This window comes from Mesorhizobium sp. B2-3-11 (assembly GCF_006442215.1).
Classification (GTDB): domain Bacteria; phylum Pseudomonadota; class Alphaproteobacteria; order Rhizobiales; family Rhizobiaceae; genus Mesorhizobium; species Mesorhizobium salmacidum.
Window position 1 is genome coordinate 101,657 of record NZ_VFVS01000004.1, and the last position, 19,814, is coordinate 121,470.

At 63.1% G+C, this 19,814-nt stretch carries 20 protein-coding genes and 1 tRNA gene; 10 read left to right on the top strand and 11 right to left on the bottom strand.

Annotated features, from left to right (window positions below; all coding sequences use genetic code 11):
- Positions 1-388: 388 nt before the first annotated feature.
- Positions 389-1,309: a DUF2865 domain-containing protein gene (locus tag FJ960_RS07740; RefSeq protein ID WP_140712939.1), complete on the bottom strand. Its 921-nt coding sequence runs from the start codon at positions 1,307-1,309 to the stop codon at positions 389-391.
- A gap of 298 nt (positions 1,310-1,607) precedes the next feature.
- On the opposite strand from FJ960_RS07740, the gene FJ960_RS07745 reads away from it, so the two are divergent.
- Positions 1,608-1,823, top strand: coding sequence for a hypothetical protein (locus FJ960_RS07745; RefSeq protein ID WP_084636366.1), 216 nt, complete (start codon positions 1,608-1,610; stop codon positions 1,821-1,823).
- 99 nt (positions 1,824-1,922) lie between these two features.
- On the opposite strand, the gene FJ960_RS07750 is transcribed toward FJ960_RS07745, so the two are convergent.
- The 4 genes from FJ960_RS07750 to FJ960_RS07765 form a co-directional block, all read right to left on the bottom strand.
- Entirely contained in the window at positions 1,923-2,291 is a 369-nt protein-coding gene (locus tag FJ960_RS07750) for a cell envelope integrity protein TolA (protein ID WP_140509724.1), read from the bottom strand.
- 528 nt (positions 2,292-2,819) lie between these two features.
- A tRNA-Glu gene (locus tag FJ960_RS07755) sits at positions 2,820-2,894 on the bottom strand.
- 90 nt (positions 2,895-2,984) lie between these two features.
- Positions 2,985-3,392: a VOC family protein gene (locus FJ960_RS07760; RefSeq protein ID WP_140712941.1), complete on the bottom strand. Its 408-nt coding sequence runs from the start codon at positions 3,390-3,392 to the stop codon at positions 2,985-2,987.
- 36 nt (positions 3,393-3,428) lie between these two features.
- The gene (locus FJ960_RS07765) at positions 3,429-3,812 is read right to left on the bottom strand and encodes a fimbrial protein (protein ID WP_140712943.1); all 384 of its coding nucleotides are present in this window, start codon (positions 3,810-3,812) and stop codon (positions 3,429-3,431) included.
- A 26-nt stretch (positions 3,813-3,838) separates the two neighbouring features.
- On the opposite strand from FJ960_RS07765, the gene FJ960_RS07770 reads away from it, so the two are divergent.
- Entirely contained in the window at positions 3,839-4,894 is a 1,056-nt protein-coding gene (locus tag FJ960_RS07770) for an RluA family pseudouridine synthase (protein WP_140712945.1), read from the top strand.
- Between the two features lie 189 nt (positions 4,895-5,083).
- Positions 5,084-5,995: an RNA polymerase sigma factor RpoH gene (gene rpoH, locus FJ960_RS07775; protein ID WP_015315375.1), complete on the top strand. Its 912-nt coding sequence runs from the start codon at positions 5,084-5,086 to the stop codon at positions 5,993-5,995.
- A gap of 82 nt (positions 5,996-6,077) precedes the next feature.
- Here the strand turns inward: rpoH and FJ960_RS07780 are convergent, their stop codons facing one another.
- The 4 genes from FJ960_RS07780 to FJ960_RS07795 form a co-directional block, all read right to left on the bottom strand.
- Positions 6,078-6,950 carry an MBL fold metallo-hydrolase gene (locus FJ960_RS07780; RefSeq protein WP_140712947.1) on the bottom strand — a complete coding sequence of 291 codons (873 nt, stop codon included), beginning with the start codon at positions 6,948-6,950 and terminating at the stop codon, positions 6,078-6,080.
- Positions 6,951-7,094: 144 nt separating this feature from the next.
- A complete protein-coding gene (locus FJ960_RS07785) occupies positions 7,095-7,754 on the bottom strand; it encodes a peroxiredoxin (RefSeq protein WP_140509714.1) in 660 nt (219 codons plus the stop codon).
- Positions 7,755-7,965: 211 nt separating this feature from the next.
- A complete protein-coding gene (locus FJ960_RS07790) occupies positions 7,966-8,331 on the bottom strand; it encodes a cell division protein ZapA (RefSeq protein ID WP_027141889.1) in 366 nt (121 codons plus the stop codon).
- Between the two features lie 11 nt (positions 8,332-8,342).
- Entirely contained in the window at positions 8,343-8,615 is a 273-nt protein-coding gene (locus FJ960_RS07795) for a DUF4164 domain-containing protein (RefSeq protein WP_015315371.1), read from the bottom strand.
- Positions 8,616-8,877: 262 nt separating this feature from the next.
- Between FJ960_RS07795 and tkt the strand changes: the two genes are divergently transcribed.
- From tkt to FJ960_RS07830, 7 genes are all read left to right on the top strand, one after another.
- Positions 8,878-10,869, top strand: a complete 1,992-nt coding sequence (gene tkt / locus FJ960_RS07800) for a transketolase (protein WP_140712949.1) — start codon at positions 8,878-8,880, stop codon at positions 10,867-10,869.
- A 157-nt stretch (positions 10,870-11,026) separates the two neighbouring features.
- Positions 11,027-12,037 (top strand): type I glyceraldehyde-3-phosphate dehydrogenase, encoded by a 1,011-nt coding sequence (gene gap, locus FJ960_RS07805; protein ID WP_140712951.1) that lies wholly within the window; start codon positions 11,027-11,029, stop codon positions 12,035-12,037.
- A 186-nt stretch (positions 12,038-12,223) separates the two neighbouring features.
- The gene (locus FJ960_RS07810) at positions 12,224-14,104 is read left to right on the top strand and encodes a potassium/proton antiporter (protein WP_140712953.1); all 1,881 of its coding nucleotides are present in this window, start codon (positions 12,224-12,226) and stop codon (positions 14,102-14,104) included.
- A gap of 157 nt (positions 14,105-14,261) precedes the next feature.
- Positions 14,262-15,458 carry a phosphoglycerate kinase gene (locus tag FJ960_RS07815; protein ID WP_140509706.1) on the top strand — a complete coding sequence of 399 codons (1,197 nt, stop codon included), beginning with the start codon at positions 14,262-14,264 and terminating at the stop codon, positions 15,456-15,458.
- Between the two features lie 147 nt (positions 15,459-15,605).
- Complete coding sequence (locus tag FJ960_RS07820) at positions 15,606-16,631, top strand: class I fructose-bisphosphate aldolase (RefSeq protein ID WP_140712955.1); 1,026 nt, start codon at positions 15,606-15,608, stop codon at positions 16,629-16,631.
- 178 nt (positions 16,632-16,809) lie between these two features.
- Positions 16,810-17,553 (top strand): thioredoxin family protein, encoded by a 744-nt coding sequence (locus FJ960_RS07825; RefSeq protein WP_140712957.1) that lies wholly within the window; start codon positions 16,810-16,812, stop codon positions 17,551-17,553.
- Between the two features lie 148 nt (positions 17,554-17,701).
- Positions 17,702-18,418, top strand: a complete 717-nt coding sequence (locus FJ960_RS07830) for an SGNH/GDSL hydrolase family protein (RefSeq protein WP_140713242.1) — start codon at positions 17,702-17,704, stop codon at positions 18,416-18,418.
- 25 nt (positions 18,419-18,443) lie between these two features.
- Here the strand turns inward: FJ960_RS07830 and FJ960_RS07835 are convergent, their stop codons facing one another.
- Complete coding sequence (locus tag FJ960_RS07835; protein ID WP_181174185.1) at positions 18,444-18,623, bottom strand: hypothetical protein; 180 nt, start codon at positions 18,621-18,623, stop codon at positions 18,444-18,446.
- A gap of 98 nt (positions 18,624-18,721) precedes the next feature.
- Entirely contained in the window at positions 18,722-19,675 is a 954-nt protein-coding gene (locus FJ960_RS07840) for a ring-cleaving dioxygenase (protein ID WP_140712959.1), read from the bottom strand.
- Between the last annotated feature and the right edge of the window lie 139 nt (positions 19,676-19,814).

Sequence of the window (19,814 nt, forward strand, 5' to 3'; positions counted from 1 at the left end):
CGCGCAGCTATGACGGCACGGTCATCATCCCGCGGCCGCTCGATGCCAGGCGGATCTGGGACCGGCCACCGCCCAATGTCGATTACCAGCCGCAGGTCGACAACGGCGCCTTTCCGGGGCCGCCACAACCCCCCGGACCGGTTTCCGAGCGCAAGGCCCTGAAACGTGCGCCGCACAGACGGCATCAGGCCAGGGCGTCACCGCCGCCTTCCCCGCCATCGGACTCCGAAAAGCAATTGGCATGCAGGAACGTGAGCGCGCCCGGCCAAAGGGTTCGCATGGTCTGCGAATAGAGCGGTTCGGCGTTTGACAGTGTCGCCAGACCGCTCCCGCGAACAATGTCCTATAGCGACGCCGCGACCTTCCTCGGTTGCTTGGCTCCAGCCTGTCATTCAGCCGGGAAGAAGGCGGGACCGACCACACGCACGGTGCGCTTGCCGGGCTCGATCGACTGGAGTTGAGCGGCACCCGGAGCCTCGATGTCGGTTTCCGGAATTGCCGCGACGCTGCCGAGGTCCGGCTTTGCCTGAGGCAAAGGGATGATTGCATTGGTCATGTTCGTGGGCGTCACCGTCCTAGCCCTCAGTTCGGCAACCCGCTGATAATAACGCTTGACGTCGCAGGCCTTGAAATTGGCATCGTCACGATACCGGAAAGCGGCCGGCAACTCGGTGTATGGTTTGCGCGTGTCGAGCGCCACCATGCTGTCGGTTTCCTGGCTGATATCGCTCAGCGTGTAGAGATCGACCGCCGGATCATCGCAGATGTAGCGGCATTGATCGGCCATTTCCTTGAGATCGCGGTTGCCGGCGAATTGCGACTTTGGCGCGGGGAAGAAATAGCCATCGGAAAGGCGGACGCAAAACAGCATCGCATTGCCGCCGGTCGTGGCCCCGGCCGCTGCCGTCGCGGATTTCGCCTTCGGCGCCGGGCGCTCCTGCGTTACCCCCGATGAACAGCCGAGCGCCGCGAACCGCGCCTGCAAGCCCGAATTGTCACGGCCGGAATTGGACGCAGCCGCCATCTGGCGCTGCACCTCCGTCCGGTTTCGACCGAGGTCGGCACAAGCGTTGAAGAAGCCGCCCGCGGCACTTTGCGCGGTGCACTTGCGCTGCCTCTCCAGGCCCTGGATTGCCGCGAGCTGGCGACGAAGCTGAGCCAGTGCCGGGCTCACGCCTCCGCCGCGGCCAGCGGAGAGCGATTGACTTTTGATCGCACCACAACTGTCCGCGTAGGAAGGTGTCGTGCCGGACGCAAACGCAGCGACCGTTGCCAGCGCCATCATCATGGAAAGACAGAAACGGGTCATCCGAACGCCATGATCCTTGTTGCCGATAGTCCGCAACTACGCTCTTTCGACTTGGGCAAACTTCCACTAAATGAGCTATACCTAATATTTAGACTTCATCTAGTGTAATATAGTCCTGCATGTAAATTCCATATTACATTTTTATTTCAAGATTGAGACGAACCGGGAAGCAACGGAGACAGATCCGCGTTCGTCGGCAGGCCGATGTGTCGAGCCATGCGATCAATCGGGCGTTACCGGTCTCTGGCCTTGAAACCTTTGCTCGTGCTGCTGCGTTGAGGGGCGAAGGAGAACGCGGATGTCGATCCACTTCACGGTGTCGGAACTGACTAGAAACCTTTTTCACTCTCTCGGGCGGGATCACGAGCGTGGCCCACGGCCGCTCAACCCCGAGCAAAACCTGTTGCTCGAGTGCTATCTGGCCGGGCAGATTCCTGAATCGGCATGGAGCGACTATGTCTTTGAGACACCGGATCTGGCACGGCATGCCGAAGTACGGCGCCTGAGCCGTTGATTTGCGCCAACCAGGGAAAGACGCCCGACGCAGCTTTCCGATTCAGACGAACCAGCCACCTTGATGCCCGTTCCATGGCAGACTTTTTTGGGCGTGCCGCTACTGCTTGGGCGAAACGAATTGCTGTGTGAACACGTTGCCGGCAATTCCTTGCGACAGCTCCGGCGATAAACTCAGCGGCGTACAATTCTTCACCGCCGCTATTGCCGCCTCGATGAACGACTGACGCGCCTTGTCGTCGCCGGCCACCTTGACGGCGGTTGGTCGCGGCGCGCCGATCAGAGTACCGTCGCGCTTGAAACTGAAACTCAGGGTTACAGTCGAATTCCCGGCGTCGGCCGGCGGCGTCCAGCACGACTGAATCGCGGCCCCGACAGCGTCCATGGTGTTGAGCGTTGCGGCAACCGATGTGCATACGACACCTGTCGACACCACACCCGCGATCACCAGCTTTGCAACGCCTTTCATCGCACGCCTCATCGTCACGACCAGCCGGCAATCCGCGCGCGGACTGCCGGAATCGATGGTAGGGCCGATACAGGCAATGGCAATATCCCTCGCCAAAAAGTTGTTCGGAGAGAGCCGACTGCGAAGCCGCCCGGGCGACGGACCGAAAACCGATGCGAGCCAATGCCTAAAAACAAAAAGGCCGGCACTGAGCCGACCTTTCCTTTCCGCCCTCGACAGTTGCGCCAGTACATCCGTGGTCGCGGGCCGAAAGCGAATTGTCTCCAGTAGACAGGCTATTGGTAAACCAAACCTTAACGTGCCTGCCGTCCCACGCACCAAGTCAGGATTCGATAGCCGTGAGACCATCATCTTGCGGTAGGATGGTCCAGGCGACCGCCCTGAACTCGGCTTCCGGCAGGTGGATTCGGGCATGGGAACTGCCGGTTTTTCACGGGGCATCGTGCACGCGTTCGAGGCATGCCGAGCCATGCAGGTATTGGTCCGAACTTGTTAGCTTGTCAGGAGGGCAACGACCGGGCCGTTGCTTGGTACGCCCAAGGGGAATCGAACCCCTGTTCCCGCCGTGAGAGGGCGGTGTCCTGACCGCTAGACGATGGGCGCGTTCAAGAAGGGGCGATATAGGCTGGCGGCTGGGAAAAAGCAACTGGGGTTTGCCGGCTTTGCAGCATCGAACGAAAAACAGCCGGCAAGCTAGCGTTTCAGCTCGATCAGGTCCCAGAGATTGCCGTGGAGATCGGCGAAAACGGCCACGGTGCCGTAGGGCTCGAAGCGCGGCGCCTCGCGGAATTCGACGCCCTTGTTCAGCATGGCGGCGTGATCGCGGGGAAAATCGTCGGTTTCGAGGAACAGGAAGACCCGGCCGCCGGTCTGGTTGCCGATGCTTTTCCTCTGCGCCTCGTCGGACGCCTCGGCAAGCAGCAGCCTGGCACCCTGTCCGTTGTCCGGCGCGACGGTCACCCAGCGCTTGCCGCCGCCGAGATCGACATCCTCGGTCAGGGTAAAACCCAGCCGCTCGACATACCAGGCGATCGCCTCGTCATAATCGGCGACGACCAGCGTCACGGTCGCGACACGGCGATGTTCGGCAAACCCGGTCATGTCCGGCGCAAACTTGATTGCTGCATTGCCGCCTGCCTATTTGTTGCGGATTGCAAAACGGCCGATCAGGCGGCGCTCGGCGATATCATAGACGAAGATCGCACGGCTGCCGTCGGCAAGCTCGGCGTCGATAGAAAGGCGGCTGCCCGACAGTGACTGACTGACCACCCGGGAGCCTACCGGCAGCACGATGTCCCCGCTGAGCGGTTCGCCGGCGGGCACCTGGACGTCGCCGGCCAGCGGCGGGCTCACCGGCGTTGCCTTGCGTGATTTGTAGACAATCGCCGCGATCACCACCATAAGAGCCAGAAGGAGCAGGCCGAGATTGATGGCCATGAAGCGGATGAGCCTGCCGCGCAGCTTGTCGACCGCGGGGTCAAGCGGCTTTTCCTGCTCTTCATCGGCATCGGGCCGGGCCATGGCAAATATTCCGGAATGGTTTTTCGATGAGCGCTCATAGCGAAGAGGCCCCCGAATTGATAGAGGACCTGTTGATAGAGGCCGCGCCCACCTTGCTGGTCGCCGGCGCGGATGCGGCCGGCCAACGCCTCGACCAGTGGCTGGCGGCAGCGCTTGGCCCGGACATGTCACGCAGTCGCGTGCAGATGCTGATCAGGCAAGGCGGCGTCGTCATCGACGGCAAGCCGGTCAACGAAACCAAGCGCAAGATGAGCGCTGGCGAAAATGTGTCGGTCGCTATGCCGGAACCGGAACCGGCGCTGCCGCAGGGCGAGAACATCGCGCTCGACGTGCTCTACGAAGACAACGAGTTGATCGTCATCAACAAGCCGGCGGGGCTTGTCGTGCACCCCGGCGCCGGCAACTGGACCGGCACGCTGGTCAATGCGCTCATCCACCATTGCGGCGACAGCCTGTCGGGCATTGGCGGGGTGCGTCGCCCGGGCATCGTCCACCGCCTCGACAAGGAGACCAGCGGCGTCATGGTGGTCGCCAAGACCGACCGCGCCCATAAGTCGCTATCGGAAGCTTTCGCCGACCACGGCCTGACCGGCGACCTCGAACGCGCCTACCTGGCTTTGGTCTGGGGTACACCGCAAAGGCCGACCGGCACGATCGATGCGCCGCTTGGCCGCGCTGCCGACCGGGTGCGCCGCGCCGTCGTGCCGGAAGACCGCGACGACGCGCGCCACGCCGTCACCCGCTTTGCCGTGCAAGAGCGCTTCGGCGAGGGCCAGCGGGAATTCGCCACCGCGAGCCTCGTCGAATGCCGGCTGGAAACCGGCCGCACCCACCAGATCCGCGTCCACATGGCCCATATCGGCCATCCCGTTATCGGCGATCCCGATTACGGCTTGGCATTCCGCACCAAGGCCAATCGGCTGCCGGAGCCCCTGAAAACTCAGGTCAAGGCATTTTCCCGGCAAGCTTTGCATGCCTGGCTCCTTGCATTTCGGCACCCCACTACCCATCTAATGATGAGGTTCGAGGCGTCGATACCGGAGGATATGGAGCAACTCGTCAACGGCTTCCGCAGACTCTGAACCAACCATCAAAAAACCTGACTGTCATTGTTCACTTCAGCGTGACACACTGTTTCGTGTTGAACAAATGCCTGTCTTTTCTGGTTTTGTTCCTGTATAAGATCTGATGTCGCGGGCGAGCCTTTGGTGCTCGCGTCACATGCCCGCCGCGTTTCGGGGGCATTACTCCAATAGAGAGGGGGCGCTATCATGGCCCAGTCATTACCCAGTATCGTTTCCGGCGAAGGCGGCCTCAGCCGCTATCTGGAAGAAATCCGCCGCTTTCCCATGCTTCAGCCGCAGGAAGAATACATGCTCGCCAAGCGTTATGCCGAGCATGAAGACACCACGGCCGCGCATAAGCTCGTCACCAGCCATTTGAGGCTCGTCGCCAAGATCGCCATGGGCTATCGCGGCTACGGCTTGCCGATCGGCGAGGTGATCTCGGAAGGCAATGTCGGCCTGATGCAGGCCGTCAAGAAATTCGAACCCGAGCGCGGTTTCCGCCTCGCGACCTACGCCATGTGGTGGATCAAGGCCTCGATCCAGGAATACATCCTGCGCTCGTGGAGCCTGGTCAAGATGGGCACGACCGCCAACCAGAAGCGCCTGTTCTTCAATCTCCGCAAGGTGAAGGGCAAGATTCAAGCGCTGGACGACGGCGATCTCAAGCCCGACCAGATCGCCGAAATCGCCACTCGGCTGAACGTTTCCGAGGCCGAAGTGGTGTCGATGAACCGCCGCCTGTCCGGCGACGCGTCACTCAACGCGCCGATCCGGGCGACGGAAGGCGAGTCCGGCGAATGGCAGGACTGGCTGGTCGACGACCACGAAAGCCAGGAAGAGATGCTGATCGAGCAGGACGAACTGGAAAACCGGCGCGGCATGCTGTCGGGCGCTCTGGCCGTACTCAACGATCGCGAGCGGCGCATCTTCGAGGCGCGTCGCCTCGCCGAGGAGCCGCTCACCCTGGAAGAGCTTTCGGCCGAGTTCGACATCAGCCGCGAGCGCGTGCGCCAGATCGAGGTGCGCGCTTTCGAGAAGGTGCAGGATGCCGTCAAGGCCGCCGCCAAGCGCCAGATGCAGGCGCTGCGCACCATCGAGGCGCAGCCGGCGGCTTAAAGCCGGGACCGATTACGAAATAGAGGGCGGCGTCAGGAAACTGGCGCCGCCCTCTTTGTATACAAGAAGCCGGAGCGTACCCTCAGAGCCCATCAAGCGGAAACTTGAGGTACCGCCGGCCATTGGCTTCCGGCTCCGGCAGCCGTCCGCCATTCATGTTGACCTGCAGCGCATGCAGGATCAGCCGCGGCATCGGCAATGTCCGGTCACGCGCCTCGCGCAGGGCGACGAACTCGGCCTCGCTGCGGGCAGCGACAAGATGGATGTTGGTCGCCTTTTGCGCTCCGACCGTGCTCTCCCACATCGGCTCGCGCCCGCCGGCCTGGTAATCATGGCCGACGAACAGCCGGGTTTCCTCCGGCAAGGCCAGGATGCCCCGGATCGAACGCCAGAGCCGCGCGGCGCTGCCGCCGGGAAAATCCGTCCTTGCCGTGCCGCTGTCGGGCATGAACAGCGAGTCATGCACGAAGGCGGCGTCACCGATCACATAGGTGATCGAGGCCAGCGTATGTCCGGGTGAGAACAGCACCTTGACTGGAAGGGTTCCGATCCGAAACGTCTCGCCTTCGGCAAACAGCCTGTCCCACTGCGAACCGTCGGCGGGAAAATCGGGCCAGTTGTAGATGACCTTCCATAGTGCCTGGACGTCGACGATCCTGTCGCCGATCGCCATCGGCGCTTCGGTCTTCTGTTTCAGATAGTGCGCCGCTGAGAAATGGTCGGCGTGGGGATGGGTGTCGAGAATCCACTCGAGCTCCAGCCCATTTTCTCCAATGAAAGCGAGCAGCGCATCCGCGCTCCTCGTACCCGTTGCGCCGGATTTCTCGTCGAAATCCAGGATCGGATCGATGATGGCGCAGCGCTTCGTCGTCGGGTCCGCGACGACATACTGGATGGCTCCGGTCGGCTTGTCATAGAAGCCGCTGACCAAAGGCCTGGCCAAAGCTACATCCATTCCCGGCTCCATCGCTCACAGCCGGCAGGAACGATTTTCTCCGCCGGAACCCGCCGCGAGCATGGTTGTCCGCCCCGTCGAGCCAGTCAAGCATGACTTGGCTCGCAGGAGAGGAAAACCAAAAACTGTTCCGACGAGTCGGCTTCAGGCGGAAGGTTGTTTGGTCTTCCTGAGGTAGGGCAGGATGGTCTCGTAAGCGCCGAAGCGCTTGATCGCATCCTCGTTGGAAACGGCGGCCGTGATGATGACGTCCTCGCCCTGCTTCCAGTTCGCCGGCGTCGCCACCTGGTGCTTGGCGGTGAGCTGCATGGAATCGACCGCGCGCAGGATCTCGTCGAAGTTGCGCCCCGTCGTCATCGGATAGGTCAGCACCAGCTTGATCTTCTTGTCCGGTCCGATGACGTAGACCGAGCGCACGGTGGCGTTGTCGGCGGGCGTGCGGCCTTCCGAGGTTTCGCCGGCGCCGCCTGGCAGCATGTCGTAGAGCTTGGCGACCTTGAGGTCCTTGTCGCCGATCAGCGGATAATGCACCGAATGGCCCGTCGCCGTCTTGATGTCGTCCTGCCATTTGCCGTGGCTTTCGACCGGGTCGACCGAAATGCCGATGATCTTGACGTTGCGCTTCTTGAACTCGCCCTCGAGCCCCGCCATCGTGCCAAGCTCGGTCGTGCAGACCGGCGTGAAATTCTTCGGATGGCTGAACAGGATCGCCCAACCGTCGCCGATCCAATCATGGAACTTGATGGTCCCTTGCGTGGTCTCGGCGGTGAAGTCCGGCGCGATGTCGTTGATACGAAGACTCATGACCTATCCCTACCCCTGGTGAAATTTAGCCTGCATTCTATCGCCGGCCGGCGCCGGCACCTATTCCTAGCACCGCTACGTGACTGATTAAACGGTGGAGATGACGGCTATTCACCCGACGGGCAAAAATTTTTCCGCGCCTTCGGATCGGGGCGAAAATAAAGCGTGACATTGGGCATGAGACAAACGCCAGGGATCGGCGAGGCCCGCCTCAGGCCTTGGTGATCGCCAGCGACGTCGCCAGGTCTTCCATGCGCTGCGCCAAGGCGCCGAGCGCGTTGGTCAGCACGCTGTCGCTCTTGTCGGCCTTGGTCAGTGCCTCGTCGCGCGTCTTGCGCAAGGTCAGCACTTCGCTCTCCATGCCCTTGACGCGCTTCTGCAGTTCGGAAAGCTCGTCCATCACCATGATGCCGGCCATGACGGTCAGCCGCTGGTCGCCAATCTCGCCAAAAGAATCCTTCAGATGCGAGACATAACGATCGAAGCGTTCGGCGAGATCGATCAGATGCTCTTCCTGGCCCTCGTCGCAGGCCATGCGGTACTGCTTGCCGTCGATTGAAACCGTGACCTGTGCCATCGGGCCAGCTCCTATCTGTCCAACACGGCGCGGATGGTTTCCATCGCGGTCACCAGCCGTCGCGAGACTTCCTTGTTGGCGTCTTCCAGCCGTTCGGCGCGCGCTTCGGAATTGTCGAGCTCCTGCGCCAGCCGCGAGCGATCGGCATTCATCCGCTGCACTTCTGCCTCGGCTTCCGAATAGTCGCGTTCGTGCTCGAGCTTGGCCGCGACCGCGTTTTCCAGCCCCTCGATGGCCTTGCTCAGCCTGGCGATTACTTCCTTGAGCGTGGTTTCCCCGGTCATGGCCTTCGTCCTGTGCCCTGCCCATCACCGAATCGTTCGCGTTCAGAACGCGTTATGTCAGAAACATTAGGCACCGGGTGAAGGCCACGTCAACAAAGCTCTCGCGACTGTCCCCCGCTAACGCTAAAGTAGTCCCGCCTGCGGCATCACAAGACCGGCAAATGTGCACCCGATTTGTTGACTAAAAGCCCGCGCCTGCTATGTGTCGCGCACCCTTTTCAAGGGCTCTCCCAAGCCCCCAAACCCCCACCCTGGAGGTACCATGACGTCGCGTGAACAACATGACCGGATGGCCAATGCGATCCGTTTTCTCTCCATGGACGCCGTCGAGAAGGCGAATTCCGGCCATCCTGGCCTGCCCATGGGCTGCGCCGACATCGCCACGGTGCTGTTCACCCGCTTCCTGAAATACGACCCCAAGGCCCCGCACTGGGCCGACCGCGACCGCTTCATCCTGTCGGCGGGCCATGGCTCGATGCTGCTCTACTCGTTGCTGCATCTGACCGGTTACGAAGACATGACCATCGACCAGATCAAGCACTTCCGCCAGCTGGGCTCGAAGACAGCGGGCCATCCCGAATACGGCCATGCCACCGGCATCGAGACCACGACCGGTCCGCTCGGCCAGGGCCTCGCCAATTCGGTCGGCTTCGCGCTTGGTGAGCGCATCATGAACGCCGCCTTCGGCAACGACCTCGTCAACCACTACACCTATGTGCTGGCCGGCGACGGCTGCCTGATGGAAGGTGTTTCCCAGGAAGCCATCGCGCTTGCTGGCCACCTCAAGCTCAACAAGCTGATCGTCTTCTGGGACAACAACAACATCTCGATCGACGGCCCGGTCTCGCTCGCCGACAACACCGACCAGGTTGCCCGCTTCCAGGCATCCGGCTGGAATGCGAGCCATATCGACGGCACCGATCCGGAAGCGATCGCCTACGCCATCGAGGCCGCACGCCACTCGGACAAGCCGACGATGATCGCCTGCAAGACGACGATCGGTTTCGGCGCCCCGACCAAGGCCGGCACCAACAAGGCGCATGGCTCGCCGCTGGGCGCCGACGAGATCGCCGGCGCGCGCAAGTTCTTCAGCTGGGACTCGCCGCCCTTCGAGATTCCAGCCGACATCCTCGACGCCTGGCGCACCGCCGGTAAGGCTGGCGTCAAGGCGCGCACCGACTGGGAAGGCCGCCTCGCCAAGGCCGATCCGAAGCTGAAGGCCGAGTTCGAGCGCCGCACCGCGGGCAAGCTGCCGGCGAATTTCGACGCCGTCATCGCCGACTACAAGAAGAAGCTTACGGCCGACAAGCCGAAGGTCGCCACCCGCAAATCGTCCGAGATGGCGCTGGAAGTCATCAACGGCGCGGTGCCCGAGACCATCGGCGGCTCGGCCGATCTGACTGGCTCCAACAACACCAAGACCAGCCAGACCAAGAACATCACGCCGGACGATTACGGCCAGCGCTACGTTCACTACGGCGTTCGCGAGCATGGCATGGCCGCGGCCATCAATGGGTTGACGCTGCATGGCGGCCTCATCGCCTATGGCGGCACCTTTCTGTGTTTCTCCGACTATGCCCGTCCGTCGATGCGGCTTGCCTCGCTGATGGGCATCCGCTCGATCTTCGTCATGACCCATGATTCCATTGGTCTGGGCGAAGACGGCCCGACCCACCAGCCGGTCGAGCACATGGCGGCCCTGCGCGCCATTCCCAATCACAATGTGTTCCGTCCGGCCGACGCCGTGGAGACCGCCGAATGCTGGCAGATCGCGCTCGAATCCGAAAAGACGCCGTCGACGCTGGCGCTGACCCGTCAGAACCTGCCGACGGTGCGCACCGAGTTCACCGAAAAGAACCTGAGCAGCCAGGGGGCTTATGAACTCGCCGCCGCCAGCGGCGAGGCCGCCGTGACGATCTTCGCCACCGGTTCCGAGGTCGAGATCGCGCTTGGCGCCCGCGACCTTTTGGAAAAACATGGCCACCCGACCCGTGTCGTCTCGGTGCCTTGCTTCGAACTGTTCGACAAGCAGAGCGACGCCTATCGCAAGAAGACGATCGGCGACGCACCGATCAAGATGGCGATCGAGGCCGGCATCCGCCAGGGCTGGGATCATCTCATCGGCTCGGACGGTATCTTCATCGGCATGACCGGCTTCGGTGCCTCGGGGACCATCGAGCAGCTCTATCCGCATTTCGGTATCACCGCCGAGGCGGCCGCCAAGGCAGCGGAAGCTCGCTTGCACGGTAAATGACTTTGGGGGTCCGGCAAGATCGCGTGAGAAGCGGTTTTGCCGAACTGGCCTAACCTAATCGATTTAAATCCGGCCCGCTGCGGCTGGATTCTTCGCCGGTCCGCCGCTATGAAGCTGCGGAACAATCATCTGCCTTCCAACTCCCAGGGAGAGAACAATGACCGTCAGAGTTGCCATCAACGGGTTTGGCCGCATCGGCCGCAACATCCTGCGCGCCATCCATGAGTCCGGCCGCAGGGACATCGATGTCGTCGCCGTCAACGATCTCGGCCCCGTCGAGACCAACGCCCACCTGCTGCGCTTTGACAGCGTGCACGGCCGTTTCCCGCATGAAGTGTCGGTCGACGGCGACCAGATCACCGTCGGCAAGGAGAAGTTCAAGGTCACGGCGATCAAGGACCCGACGCAATTGCCATGGAAGGAACTCGGCGTCGACATCGCGCTCGAATGCACCGGCATCTTCACCGCCCGCGACAAGGCCGCCGCGCACCTGACCGCCGGCGCCAAGCGCGTGCTGGTCTCGGCACCTGCCGACGGCGCTGACTTGACCGTCGTCTACGGCATCAACCACGACAAGCTGGCCAAGGACCACATCGTCATCTCGAATGCGTCCTGCACCACCAACTGCCTGGCGCCGCTCGCGGCCGTCCTGCACGAGACGGTCGGCATTGAAAAGGGCATGATGACGACGATCCATTCCTACACTGGCGACCAGCCGACGCTGGACACCATGCACAAGGATCTCTACCGCGCCCGCGCCGCCGCCCTGTCGCAGATCCCGACCTCGACCGGTGCCGCCAAGGCAATCGGCCTCGTCCTGCCCGACCTCAAGGGCAAGCTCGACGGCATCTCGATCCGCGTGCCGACGCCGAATGTGTCGGTCGTCGACTTCAAGTTCATCGCCAAGCGGTCGACCACGGTGCAGGAAATCAACGAGGCGGTGATCGCCGCCTCCAACGGCAAGCTGAAGGGCATCCTCGGCGTCACCCATCACCCGAACGTGTCGATCGATTTCAACCACGATCCGCGCTCCTCGATCATGGCGCTCGACCAGACCAAGGTGATGGACGGCAACTTCGTTTCGGTGCTGTCGTGGTACGACAATGAATGGGGCTTTTCCAACCGCATGGGCGATACCGCCGTCGCTTTCGGCAAGACCATCGCCTGATCGAAGATCCGTCTTCTCGACACTCGAAACGCCCGGCTTCGTCCGGGCGTTTTCGTTTGCCGGAGCAGCAACGCGAAAATCAGCGGCGCGGGGCAAAAAACCACCCTCCCGCCTTGCACTGGTCACGCCTTCGCCCCACTCTGCCGTAAAGCCAGCAAGCAGAGGAATTCGAGGGGCAAATTACGGATGGAGCATGCGATCTATCTCGTCACGCTGGTCGGCACGGCGCTTGTTGTCGCCGCCGCGTTTTCGAGCCTGATCGCCTTCCGCTTCGGCGCCCCGCTCCTGCTCCTGTTTCTGTGCATCGGGCTCGCCACCGGAACCGACGGCCTCGGCATCCAGTTCGACAACGCCCGCGTCGCCTATTTTGCCGGCTCACTGGCGCTCGCCGTCATCCTGTTCGATTCCGGTTTCGGCACGCCGCTCAACGCTTTGCGGCAGGCGGCGGGACCAGCCCTGTCGCTGGCGACCTTCGGCGTGCTTCTCACCACCGGCCTGTTCGGCGCCGCCGCCTATTATCTGCTCGACCTCAGCTGGCTGGAATCCTTCCTGCTCGGCGCCGCCGTCGCCTCGACCGATGCGGCGGCGGTGTTTTTCCTGCTGCGCGCCGGCGAGATCAATCTGCGCGAGCGCGTGCGCTCCACGCTCGAGGTGGAATCCGGCACCAACGATCCGATCGCCATCTTCCTGACCATCACACTGGTCGAGATCATCGCCGCCCACGCCAATCCCGAAACCAATGCCCTGGTCACCAATCTGATCCTTGGTTTCCTCATCAACATGGGCCTCGGCGCCATCGTCGGCGTGCTTGGCGGCCTCGCCATCGTGCGCCTGGTCGACCGGCTCAATCTCGACCATGGCCTGTTGCCGATCTTCGTGCTGACCCTGTCGCTGATGGTCTTCGCAGCCGCCGGCGCGATCGGCGGATCGGGTTTCCTGGCGGTCTACATCGCCGGGCTCATCGCAGGCAATTCCGACATCCGCGCCGTCACCATCCTGAAGCGCTTCCAGGACGGCATGTCGTGGCTGGCGCAGATCATCATGTTCCTGATCCTCGGCTTGTTCGCGACGCCCTCGCAATTTCCGGCCATCATGGTGCCTGCGGTGCTGCTTGGCCTGTTCCTGATGTTCGTCGCCCGCCCTGTCGCGGTCTGGCTCTGCCTGATCCCGTTCCGCCTGCCGCGTCCCGAAGTCGCCTTCGTCTCCTGGGTCGGCCTGCGCGGCGCCGTATCCATCCTGCTCGCCATTACACCGCTGCTCGGCGGGCTGGAGAACGGCCGCACCATCTTCAACGCCGCCTTCATCATCGTTCTGGTGTCGCTGGTCATCCAGGGCTGGACCGTCGGCCCACTGGCGCGTCGCCTGGGCCTGATCGTGCCGGCGCGGCTCGGACCGCTGGACAAGGTCGAGCTGGAACTGCCCGGCTCCGCGCATCACGAGCTCCTTGCCTATCGTGTGGCGCCGGGCAGTCCGGTGGCGCGCGGCGAGCGCATCCCGCGCTGGGCGCGGCCCTCGCTGGTGCTGCGTGACGGTCGCTCGATGCGCTTCCAGGACATGGGCCGGCTCGCCGCCGGCGATCAGGTCTACATCTTCGTGCCCGACCGCTATCCGCGCCTGCTCGACAAGCTGTTCGCCAGCCGCGCCGTGGTCGATCCGGAGGATGCCGAATTCTTCGGTGCCTTCGCCGTCGATCCGGCGCGTTCCGCCGCCGAACTGGAAGCCGCCTACGCGCCCGGTCTCACCGAGGCCGAGCAGAAACAGACCGTCGGCGCATTGGTCACGGCGCGGCTCGGCGGCCATGCCGAATATGCCGACCGCGTGCTGCTCGGTCCGATCGAACTGATCGTGCGCGACGTCGACGACAAGGGCAAAATCACCGGGCTCGGCCTATCTTTCGAACCGACCGCGCCGGTGGCAAGGGTGCCGGTCTTCCTCAGTGCCGGCGAGATCGGCGACCGTCTCGTCGCCTTTATCCGCGACTGGCGTAAGCCGGCTGAGACGCAGGTGGCACCGCGGGCGGATGACACCCCGGAGCCGCCGGTCGAGAAGGCATCGGCGGAAAGCTGACACGGTCGACCGTTGCACCGCCTCGACATGCGCCGGGCGGTCTTCACCGACTATGTCCCCGCCCGTCTCAAAATTTCGCATCCGACCCCGGCCAAAGCCTTGCATCGCCGCCGATGCGGGGTATGGTCCCGGCGATTTTCAGACGAAAGGGACCGGCATGGCTGCCTTCAAGACACTGGACGATATCGGCAACATCAGCGGCAAGCGCGTGCTGGTGCGCGTCGACCTCAACGTTCCCGTCGCCGACGGCAAGGTCACCGACGCAACCCGCATCGAACGCATCGCGCCGACCATCGCCGAATTGTCCGGCAAGGGCGCCAAGGTCATCCTGCTCGCCCATTTCGGCCGGCCCAAGGATGGTCCTTCGCCGGAATTCTCACTGGAGCCGATCGCCAAGGCGACCGCTGGGGTGCTCGGCCGCCCCGTCGGCTTCGCCAGCGATTGCGTCGGCGACACGGCGGGAAGCGCTGTCGCCGCCATGGACAAGGGCGACGTCCTGCTGCTCGAAAACACCCGCTTCTACAAGGCCGAGGAGAAGAACGATCCCGCCTTTACCGAACGGCTCGCCGCCAATGGTGACATCTTCGTCAACGATGCCTTTTCCGCCGCCCACCGCGCTCATGCCTCGACTGAAGGGCTGGCACACCTGTTGCCCTCCTTCGCCGGCCGCACCATGCAGGCCGAGCTTGAGGCGCTGGAGAAAGGACTGGGCAATCCGGTGCGTCCGGTTGTCGCCATCGTCGGCGGCGCCAAGGTCTCGACCAAGATCGACCTGTTGATGAACCTGGTGAAGAAAGTCGACGCGCTGGTCATCGGCGGCGGCATGGCCAACACCTTCCTCGCCGCGCGCGGCACCGATGTCGGCAAGTCGCTGTGCGAGCATGACCTGGCCCCGACCGCCAAGCAGATCATGATCGAGGCCGCCGAAGCCGGCTGCGCCATCATCCTGCCGGTCGACGGCGTCGTCGCCAAGGAATTCAAGGCGGGTGCCGCCTGCGAAACCGTCGCCATCTCCGACGTGCCAGCCGACGGCATGATCCTCGATGTCGGCGCCAAGACCGTGACGACGATCGGCGAATGGATCGACCGCGCGGCGACGCTGGTCTGGAACGGTCCGCTCGGCGCCTTCGAGATCGAGCCGTTCGATCACGCCACGGTGGCGGCGGCCAGGCATGCGGCCGCGCGTACAAAGGCCGGCAAGCTGGTTTCGGTCGCCGGCGGCGGCGATACGGTGGCGGCGCTCAACCATGCCGGTGTCGCCGACGATTTCACTTATGTCTCGACCGCCGGCGGCGCCTTCCTGGAGTGGATGGAAGGCAAGCCGTTGCCCGGCGTCGACGTGCTCAAGCGCTGAGGCATTCGGCGGCTCGCCAACAATCCGATCAACTCGAGGGAGCCGGCGGCGGCGCCGGCGACTTTCAATCGATTCGAGCTTTCCGGCATCATTCCTTTGGCGGTAGTGTTCTGCTAGGCGCAGATAAACCGGTTCAGGAGAAGCATGATGAGCGAACGTCTCGAAGACATTGCCGCCGCGATCGTTGCCAACGGCAAGGGCCTGCTGGCCGCCGATGAAAGCTCCGGCACCATCAAGAAGCGCTTCGACGTCATCGGCGTCGAATCGACCGCCGACAGCCGTCGCGACTATCGCGAGATGATGTTCCGCGCCAAGGACGCGATGACCAGGTACATTTCCGGCGTCATCCTCTATGACGAGACCATCCGCCAGAAAGCCGCCGACGGGACGCCGCTGGTCGACATCATCAAGGCGTCAGGTGCCATTCCCGGCATCAAGGTCGATGCCGGCGCCAAGCCGCTGGCAGGCTTTCCCGGCGACACCATCACCGAGGGCCTCGACGGGTTGCGAGAGCGCCTTGCCGACTATTATAAGCTCGGCGCCCGCTTCGCCAAATGGCGCGCGGTGATCGACATCGACACGACCAGGGGCGTGCCCTCGGCCACCTCGATCGGCGCGAACACGCATGCGCTCGCCCGCTATGCGGCCCTTTGCCAGGAAGCCGGCATCGTGCCGATCGTCGAGCCTGAAGTGCTGATGGACGGCGCCCACGACATCGGCACCTGCTACGAGGTTTCCAAGGCCACGCTGACGAAGCTCTATGACGAGCTTTATGCCGCCCGTGTCGTGCTCGAAGGTACGATCCTGAAGCCCAACATGGTGCTCTCTGGCAAAAAGTCGGGCACGGTGGACAGCCCCGAGGAAGTCGCGGCAAAGACCATAAAACTGTTTCGCGAGACGGTGCCGGCGGCGGTGCCGGGCATCGCCTTCCTTTCCGGCGGCCAGGAGGACGAGGAGGCGACCGCCAACCTCAATGCCATCAACGCCATCGGCCCGCATCCGTGGAAGCTGACCTTCTCCTACGGCCGCGCGCTGCAGGCCGCCCCGCAGAAGGCCTGGAGCGGCAAGGCCTCGAACGTCGCCGCCGGCCAGGCCGCCTTCACCCACCGCGCCCACATGAACCACCTGGCGGCACTCGGTAAATGGAAGGCGAGCCTGGAACAGGCTGCCTGAAGACCCACTGCTGTCCCTTCCCTTCAAACCCGGGCCGATATGCCCGGGTTTTTCGTTTTGTCGCACCGGCCTTGGGGCAAGGCATTCGCATTCTTATTTTCTCTGGGCATTCCTGGCAGCGGCGATGTCGGCTTGCGCCCATCCCGTACGTCCTTGGGGTGCAAACAGGGAGAAGTTCATGCATCGCAACAAGGTCGTTTCGCGCGAAGAATGGTTCGAGGCTCATAAGGCACACCTGGCCCGCGAGAAGGAACTGACGCGGCTTCGCGAACGCGTCGCGGCCGAGCGGCGCGAACTGCCCTGGCTGAAAATTCGCAAGGACTACGTCTTCGAGACCGAACGAGGGCCGAAGAAACTTGCCGATCTGTTTGGCGCCAACAGCCAGCTGATCGTCTACCATTTCATGTTCGGGCCGGGCTGCGTCAATCATTGCGAAGGCTGCTCCTTTCTTGCCGATCATATCGACGGTGCCAACCAGCACCTCATGCACCACGACGTATCGCTGGTCGTAATCTCGCGCGCGCCGCTGGACGAGCTTGTAGCCTACAAGCAGCGCATGGGCTGGAAGTTCGACTGGGTGTCGTCCTATGCGTCGGATTTCAACTTCGATATGCAGGTTTCCTTCACCGACAGGCAGATCGCGGCTGGCGCCACCACCTACAATTTCGAGACCCGACCCCGGACATCGAAGGAGCTTCCGGGCGCCAGCGTTTTCTACAGGGACGAGAACGGCGACATTTTCCTGACCTTCGTTTCGCGTGCCCGTGGCGGCGAACAACTGATCGGCGCCTACCACTATCTGGACCTGACGCCGAAGGGCCGCGACGAGACCGGCCTCTACCGCAACCTGATGGATTGGGTGCGGCTGCACGACCAATATGCAGGCGAGCCGCAAGCGGAGCGCGATTGCCACGATGGCTAACCAGCAGTGCGAAGCAGTCTTGCCTTCGGAATTGCGTAAGACAAAGGGTAGAGCGTTCGAGGCGATCGTTTTTTCACCGGAACTGCTCGTTCACCTGTCTCGCGACATGCGTTAAATGCTGGTCGAAAACCAGTTCAATGGACCAGCGATGCTACGCTTTCCGACCATCCTCACCTGGCTCGCCTTTCCCGCCTATGTCTGGCAGGGATTGGGCGTGCGCCGCCGCACCTCGCGCATGCTGCCGGCGCAAGGCCCGGTCATGCACGATCTCACCGGCGAGGCGCCAGCGATTTCGCTACTGGTGCTGGGCGATTCCTCCGCCGCGTCGGTCGGCATCGGCAATTCCGAAAACGGCCTTGCCGCGCAGCTTGCCGTCATGATTGCGCAGCGCACCGGCAGCGCTGTGCGCTGGCGTGCCGCCGGCTTCAATTCGGCGACGTCGGGCCAGATCCGCGACCACGTCCTGCCCAATCTGTCGGCCGATCCGTGGACGCATATCGTGCTTGCCATCGGCACCAACGACACCAAGAATTTTCATTCCGTACCGCGTTTCAAGAGAGAGTTCGGCGGCCTGCTCTATGCATTGCGCGCCAAATGGCCGGAGGCGCGCGTGGTATGGTCGCCCGTGCTGGAGTTCACGCGTGCGCCGGCCATGCCGTCGCTGCTCGGCAAGATCCTCGAGATCCGCGCCACCGCGATGAACCGGATGGGCGAACGGCTCTGCCTGGAACGCGGCGTGGTGCCGGCCCCGCGCCTGCCGATCACCAATCCCGAGGCCGGCTTTGCCTCCGACGGGTTTCATGCCTCGGAGGCCGGTTACCGGGCGTGGGCGGAACATCTCGTCGGCCCGGTGCTTGCAGACTGAAGCCGACGGCAGATGTCGCGAGGGCCTATGTCAAATGCCCGAGCACGGCCGCCAACGAAATTGCCGCCATGGCGAGCAATGCCAATTTCCAGAAATCGCCGCGACGCTTGAGCCCGGGCCAACCGAGCGGCTTGATGATCTGAATCACCATGAACCCGACAATGACAAGGGCGAGGAGTTTGGTCATGTAGCCTTTGACCAGCAACGCTGACACCTGTCAAAGCGGTTCGTTCTGTCTCCGGGAAAGAAAAGGCGCCGCGATCCCGAACCGGAACGCGGCGCCCGCCTTGACCGCGCAGCGATCTATTTCAGCGGCTTGAGGCCGGCCTCGATCGAGGCGCGTTTTGCCTCCAGGAACGGCGGCAGGGCAAGCCTTTCGCCGAGCGTCTCCAGCGGCTCATCGGCGGTGAACCCCGGCCCGTCGGTGGCGATCTCGAACAGGATGCCGTTCGGCTCGCGGAAATAGAGCGAGCGGAAGTAGTAGCGCTCGACCTCGCCGCTCGACGGCAGCCGGAATTCGGCCAGGCGCGCTGTCCATTGATGCAACGTCTCCTGGTCCGGCGCCCTGAAGGCGACGTGGTGAACCGCACCGGCGCCTTGGCTTGCGGGCGCCAGCCCAGGCTGCACGGCCACATGAAGCTCCGCCGCCGGCCCGCCCGCGCCCATCTCGAAGACGTGGACCTGGCCCTCGCCGTCCGGCGAGGCATAATCACGCGCCTTGCGCAAGTTCATCACCTCGGTCAGCACCGCCTCGGTGTTGGTGATGTCGGGGACACTGATCACGATCGGCCCGAGCCCACGGATCTGATGCTCGGCCGGCACCGGGCTTTGCAGCCAGGGATGGCTGCCGCCCTCGCCGCCATCGCTGACGAGCCGCAGGCGCTGGCCTTCGGGGTCCTCGAAATCCAGGCTGGGGTAACCGCCGATATCGGCAATCTCTCCTGTCGCGATGCCTTCGCTGGCAAGGTTCTGCTTCCACCAGGCAAGGCTCTCCCGGCTGCCGACCCTGAGACTGGTCCGCGCGATGCTGTGCGTGCCACGCCGTTCGCGGCCGACCGGCCAGTCGAAGAAGGTGAGGTCGGTACCCGGCGTTGCCTCGCCGTCGGCATAAAAGAGATGGTAGGCCGAGGTATCATCCTGGTTCACCGTCTTCTTGACCAGCCGCAGCCCCAGCACCTTCGTATAGAAATGAAGATTGCCGGGCGCATTGGCGGTGATGGCGGTCAGATGGTGAATTCCTGTCAGTTGCAAGCTCACGGTCGTCTCCCTGTTTTTGGGGGAAGAATTTTCTCCTTTGATATCAGAACTCCGGTCACCTCGTTGAAGGCCGCCTATCCAGACAGTTCGTCACCAAGAGATGAACAATACGGCCCCGATTAGCCTGATCCTGGTGAAC

Coding starts and splice junctions, on each gene's coding strand:
- FJ960_RS07740 (WP_140712939.1), bottom strand. CDS start 1,309: ATGACCCGTTTCTGTCTTTCCATGATGATGGCGCTGGCAACGGTCGCT.
- gap (WP_140712951.1), top strand. CDS start 11,027: ATGACCGTCAGAGTTGCCATCAACGGGTTTGGCCGCATCGGCCGCAAC.
- FJ960_RS07750 (WP_140509724.1), bottom strand. CDS start 2,291: ATGAAAGGCGTTGCAAAGCTGGTGATCGCGGGTGTGGTGTCGACAGGT.
- FJ960_RS07795 (WP_015315371.1), bottom strand. CDS start 8,615: ATGACCGGGGAAACCACGCTCAAGGAAGTAATCGCCAGGCTGAGCAAG.
- FJ960_RS07760 (WP_140712941.1), bottom strand. CDS start 3,392: ATGACCGGGTTTGCCGAACATCGCCGTGTCGCGACCGTGACGCTGGTC.
- FJ960_RS07820 (WP_140712955.1), top strand. CDS start 15,606: ATGAGCGAACGTCTCGAAGACATTGCCGCCGCGATCGTTGCCAACGGC.
- FJ960_RS07770 (WP_140712945.1), top strand. CDS start 3,839: ATGAGCGCTCATAGCGAAGAGGCCCCCGAATTGATAGAGGACCTGTTG.
- FJ960_RS07765 (WP_140712943.1), bottom strand. CDS start 3,812: ATGGCCCGGCCCGATGCCGATGAAGAGCAGGAAAAGCCGCTTGACCCC.
- FJ960_RS07745 (WP_084636366.1), top strand. CDS start 1,608: ATGTCGATCCACTTCACGGTGTCGGAACTGACTAGAAACCTTTTTCAC.
- FJ960_RS07780 (WP_140712947.1), bottom strand. CDS start 6,950: ATGGATGTAGCTTTGGCCAGGCCTTTGGTCAGCGGCTTCTATGACAAG.
- rpoH (WP_015315375.1), top strand. CDS start 5,084: ATGGCCCAGTCATTACCCAGTATCGTTTCCGGCGAAGGCGGCCTCAGC.
- tkt (WP_140712949.1), top strand. CDS start 8,878: ATGACGTCGCGTGAACAACATGACCGGATGGCCAATGCGATCCGTTTT.
- FJ960_RS07815 (WP_140509706.1), top strand. CDS start 14,262: ATGGCTGCCTTCAAGACACTGGACGATATCGGCAACATCAGCGGCAAG.
- FJ960_RS07785 (WP_140509714.1), bottom strand. CDS start 7,754: ATGAGTCTTCGTATCAACGACATCGCGCCGGACTTCACCGCCGAGACC.
- FJ960_RS07810 (WP_140712953.1), top strand. CDS start 12,224: ATGGAGCATGCGATCTATCTCGTCACGCTGGTCGGCACGGCGCTTGTT.
- FJ960_RS07825 (WP_140712957.1), top strand. CDS start 16,810: ATGCATCGCAACAAGGTCGTTTCGCGCGAAGAATGGTTCGAGGCTCAT.
- FJ960_RS07790 (WP_027141889.1), bottom strand. CDS start 8,331: ATGGCACAGGTCACGGTTTCAATCGACGGCAAGCAGTACCGCATGGCC.
- FJ960_RS07830 (WP_140713242.1), top strand. CDS start 17,702: ATGCTACGCTTTCCGACCATCCTCACCTGGCTCGCCTTTCCCGCCTAT.